At 53.6% G+C, this 4,655-nt stretch carries 3 protein-coding genes and 1 pseudogene; all 4 read left to right on the top strand.

Going from position 1 to position 4,655, the window contains the following annotated elements:
• Nucleotides 1-184 (top strand): annotated as a pseudogene (locus lacNas_RS11300) (CDP-diacylglycerol--glycerol-3-phosphate 3-phosphatidyltransferase); the annotation flags it as partial.
• Nucleotides 185-393: 209 nt separating this feature from the next.
• Nucleotides 394-1,506: a recombinase RecA gene (gene recA, locus lacNas_RS11295; RefSeq protein ID WP_201330480.1), complete on the top strand. Its 1,113-nt coding sequence runs from the start codon at nucleotides 394-396 to the stop codon at nucleotides 1,504-1,506.
• A 147-nt stretch (nucleotides 1,507-1,653) separates the two neighbouring features.
• The gene (gene rny, locus lacNas_RS11290; RefSeq protein ID WP_373868026.1) at nucleotides 1,654-3,297 is read left to right on the top strand and encodes a ribonuclease Y; all 1,644 of its coding nucleotides are present in this window, start codon (nucleotides 1,654-1,656) and stop codon (nucleotides 3,295-3,297) included.
• 102 nt (nucleotides 3,298-3,399) lie between these two features.
• Complete coding sequence (locus tag lacNas_RS11285; protein ID WP_201330479.1) at nucleotides 3,400-4,620, top strand: glycosyltransferase family 4 protein; 1,221 nt, start codon at nucleotides 3,400-3,402, stop codon at nucleotides 4,618-4,620.
• Nucleotides 4,621-4,655 lie beyond the last annotated feature (35 nt).

The following is a 4,655-nucleotide window of genomic DNA, read 5'->3' as shown; positions in this document are numbered from 1 at the left end:
CATGGCAGCTGCCATGCCGGGCAAGATCAAGACGACCTGCCAGATGCTGTCGATCATCTTCCTGCTGTTTGGCGACATCTTCCACTTGGGCACCATTTTGCTCTACCTGGCCTTGATCTTTACGATCTACTCAGGCTATGACTACTTCCACTCTTCATGGGACGTCTTCAAGGGCTCAATGTAAGCCTGCGGCTTTTTAAAGAAATTTGTTATCGTGAAAATGAGTATCCTGGTTTAGGTGCTCATTTTCTTTTTTAGTTAAGAAAAAACGGCCATTTTTCTTGTATTTATAGTTAGAGGAGAAAATTTTGAACGCTAGTTCGTCTTTTTCTTGCATTTAGACAGGCATTCAAAGTATAATAGATATCAGTAAGTCTCCAGGAGGGAAAAAATTTGGCTAAAGATGAAAAGCAAGCTGCTCTTGAAGCTGCTTTAAAGAAAATTGAAAAGAATTTCGGCAAAGGCGCTGTAATGCGGATGGGCGAGAAAGTTGACACGCAGATTTCAACTGTTCCGTCCGGTTCCCTGGCTCTAGATGCCGCTTTGGGCGTGGGTGGCTACCCGCGTGGCCGGATCGTGGAAATCTACGGGCCGGAATCTTCCGGTAAGACCACGGTAGCCCTGCACGCGGTGGCTGAAGTCCAGAAGCGCGGCGGCACGGCGGCCTACATCGATGCGGAAAACGCCATGGATCCCGCTTACGCGGAAGCCCTGGGCGTCGACATTGACCAGCTGATCCTGTCACAGCCAAACACTGGCGAAGAAGGGCTGCAGATCGCGGACACCTTGATCTCCAGTGGGGCCATCGACATCGTGGTCGTCGACTCCGTAGCCGCTTTGGTGCCACGGGCTGAAATTGAAGGTGAAATGGGCGACTCCCACGTCGGCCTGCAGGCGCGGCTGATGAGCCAGGCCCTGCGCAAGCTGTCCGGGACCATTGCCAAGACCAAGACCATTGCCATCTTCATCAACCAGATCCGGGAAAAGGTCGGCGTCATGTTCGGCAATCCGGAAACCACGCCAGGCGGCCGGGCTTTGAAGTTCTACTCGACCATCCGTCTGGAAGTGCGCCGGGCTGAACAGATCAAGCAGTCCACCAACGTCATCGGCAACCGGGTCAAGATCAAGGTTGTCAAGAACAAGGTTGCCCCGCCGTTCAAGGTGGCCGAAGTCGACATCATGTACGGGCACGGGATTTCCCAGTCAGGGGAACTGCTGGACATGGCAGCCGACCAGGACATCGTGGACAAGGCTGGTGCCTGGTACTCCTACCACGGCGAAAAGATCGGCCAAGGCCGGGAAAACGCCAAGAAGTACCTGGAAGAACACCCGGACATCTACGAGGATATCCAGGGCCAGGTCCGCAAGGCCTACGGGATCGACGCCGAGTCCATCGAAGAAAGAGAAAACCCGGAAAAGATCAAGGAGCAGCGCAACAAGAAAGAAGAAGCTGCCGCCCAGGCTGCCGACGCGGAAGCGGAAGCAACGGCTCCAGCAGAGAAATAAAGCATTTTTCGCGCAAGAAAAGATTGCCGGCAAAAGCCGGCAGTCTTTTTTTATCTTTTCCAGGGTATCAAGCAATTGACTTGATCAAAAATCTAACATATGATTAGTAATGTGTGAATAATTCTAAAAATAAGGGCGACGTAATCTATGATGAATAATACTATATTTTATCTCGCAACAGTCGCTGTAATTTTTCTTATTTCACTTGCCGTGGGATGCCTGATTGGTTATGCCATCAGAAAGAATGCCTGGGAAACCAAGGCCGAGCATGCTCGCCAAAGCGGGGAGGCCCTTTTAGCCAAAGCCAATGCCGAGGTTGAAGTCGCCAAAGCTGAAGTGCAGGCGCAGAAGCAGGCCGCTGAAGCCGTCAAGCGTGACGCTGAGACGGAGAAGAAGGCCAAGATCTTGGAGGCCCAGGAAGAAATCAGGGATTACCGACAGAAGGTTGAAGACGAGCTGAACGGGCGGCGCGATGAAGCGGCCCGCAAGGAAAACCGTCTCCAGCAGAAAGAAGATACCCTGGATCACCGCAGCAATCTGCTGGATGACCGGGAGAAACAGCTCACACAAAGGAAGAACCAAATCAAACAGCAGGAAGAAAAAGCTGCTGGTTTGCTGGAAGAAGCGCAACAACTGGTGCAGAAGCAGAATGACAAGCTGCTGGAGATTTCCCGCCTGGATGAAGCAGAAGCCAAAAAGATCGTTTTGGCCGACGTTTCCGACCACCTGGCCAAGGAAAAGGCCGAGATGATCCGGGCCAGCGAGGAAGAAATCAGCGCCAAGGCCGACCGCTTCGCCCACCAAATCATCGTGGACGCCATCCAGAGCAGTGCCGCGGACACGGTTGCGGAAACGACCGTGTCGGTGGTAGATCTGCCTAACGATGACATGAAGGGGCGGATCATCGGCCGCGAGGGCCGCAACATTCGCTCCTTTGAGGCCATGACGGGGGTTGACCTGATCATTGACGATACGCCAAAGACGGTCACCTTGAGCGGCTTTGACTCCATCAGACGGGAAGTTGCCAAGCGGGCTTTGCAGAAACTGATCAAGGACGGGCGGATTCACCCGGCCCGGATCGAAGAAATGGTTGACAAAGCGCGCAAAGAGGTCAACGACGATATTTATGAAGCTGGGGAAAGTGCCTTGATGGAACTGGGGATTCACCGAATGAACCCGGAACTGGTCAAGATTCTGGGCCGGCTGAAATACCGGACTTCTTACGGTCAGAACGTGCTGGCGCACTCGATTGAAGTCGGGAAGCTGGCCGGGACGATGGCAGCCGAACTTGGTTTGGATGAAAAATTAGCGGTTCGCGCGGGATTATTACACGATATTGGCAAGGCAATCGACCACGATATCGAAGGCTCCCACGTAGAAATCGGTGTTGAATTGACTCGGAAGTACCATGAACCGGAGCTGGTGGTGAACGCGATCGCCGCTCACCACGGAGATGTGCCGAAGCTGTCCTTCATTGCTGACCTGGTCGTAGCCGCAGACACGATTTCGTCTGCGCGTCCAGGCGCCAGAAGTGAAAGCTTGGAGAACTACATCCGCCGCTTGACGGAACTGGAAGACATTGCCAACAGCTATGACGGCGTCAAGCAGGCATATGCCATCCAGGCCGGCCGGGAGGTCCGCGTAATGGTTGAGCCGGCCAAGATTTCTGACGATGAAATCACGGTTTTGGCTCACGAGATCCGGGACCGGGTGGAGAAAGAACTCGATTACCCGGGCAATATCAAGATCACCGTAATACGGGAGAAACGTGCCGTGGCAGTTGCCAAATAAAGCAGGAAGTCCAGATTAATTTCTGGACTTTTTGTTATCGTTTGGCAAAACAGCACAAAGCCCGGTATAATTAAGGCAATTAGATTCAGAAAGTAGAATTACATGTTTAAGATTATTGTCGACCTTTTTTTACTGGTGATCATCCAGGTGGCAATCACGCCTTTCATCCGGCGGCTGGCCTTTGTTTTGGGGGCCGTGGACAATCCAAACGCCCGCCGGGTCAACAAGAAACCCATGCCGACCATTGGCGGGCTGGGGATTTTCGTGACTTATAACATTGGAACCTTCATTTTGCTGAGAGAACAGTTCCCAACGCATGAATTGTTTGCTCTCTTGCTGGCTTCAAGCGTGATCGTGCTGACGGGGATGATCGACGATATTTTAGAACTCAAGCCGGGACAGAAGATGGGCGGGATTTTTATCGCGGCCCTGATCGTTTACTTTTTGGCGGAGATCAAAATGACCGAGCTGAACATTCCCTTCACGGGACAGACGATCAGCCTGCCGTGGTATCTCAGCCTGCCAATCACGATTTTCTGGATTCTGGCCCTCACCAACGCCGTCAACCTGATCGACGGCCTGGACGGGCTGGCGGCCGGCGTCTCCTGCATCTCCTTGCTGACGATGGGGATTGTCGGCTACTTCTTCCTGCGCAACCAGGGCTTGTACGTGCCGATTGCCTGCTTCATGCTGGCAGCCTGCCTGCTGGGCTTTCTGCCCTATAACTTCAACCCGGCCAAGATCTTCCTGGGGGACACCGGGGCCCTGTATTTGGGTTTCATGATCTCGGTTTTGGCCTTGAAGGGGCTGAAGAACGTCACCTTTATTTCCCTGCTGGTGCCGGTAATCATCCTGGGCGTGCCGATTTCAGACACGGTCTACGCCATGATCCGGCGCAAGCTGAACAAGAAGCCGATCTCCCAGGCTGACAAGCACCACCTGCACCACCAGCTGATGAACCTGGGTTTGACCCAGCGGCAGACGGTGTTGGTGATCTATGCCTTGTCGCTCATCTTTTCTTTCGTGTCCATGCTGTTTTTGCTGTCGCCGATCTGGGCGATGGCGCTGCTGCTGGTCGGCTTGTTGATTGCCGTTGAGCTGTTCGTGGAATCGATCGGCCTGCTGGGCGAGAAGTACAAGCCGCTCAGCCACTTGATCAGCCGGCTGGTTTTGCACAGCACGCGGACCAAGGAGCCTGACGTCGAAGTCTGGCACCAGGGCGAAGCCAAGCCGGAGAAATGGCAGGAACGCTCGCGCGGCGGCCAGCCGCCTAAGGCCAGCCAGCAGACCGGGAAAAAGCAAAAAGACCAACAAACAAAATAATTGCCGGAAAAAGAAAAAACGGCCAGGCTTCAGCC

Origin of the sequence: Lactobacillus nasalidis (assembly GCF_016587775.1) — a bacterium.
Lineage (GTDB): Bacteria > Bacillota > Bacilli > Lactobacillales > Lactobacillaceae > Lactobacillus > Lactobacillus nasalidis.
This window is presented reverse-complemented; position numbering and strand designations above follow the sequence as displayed.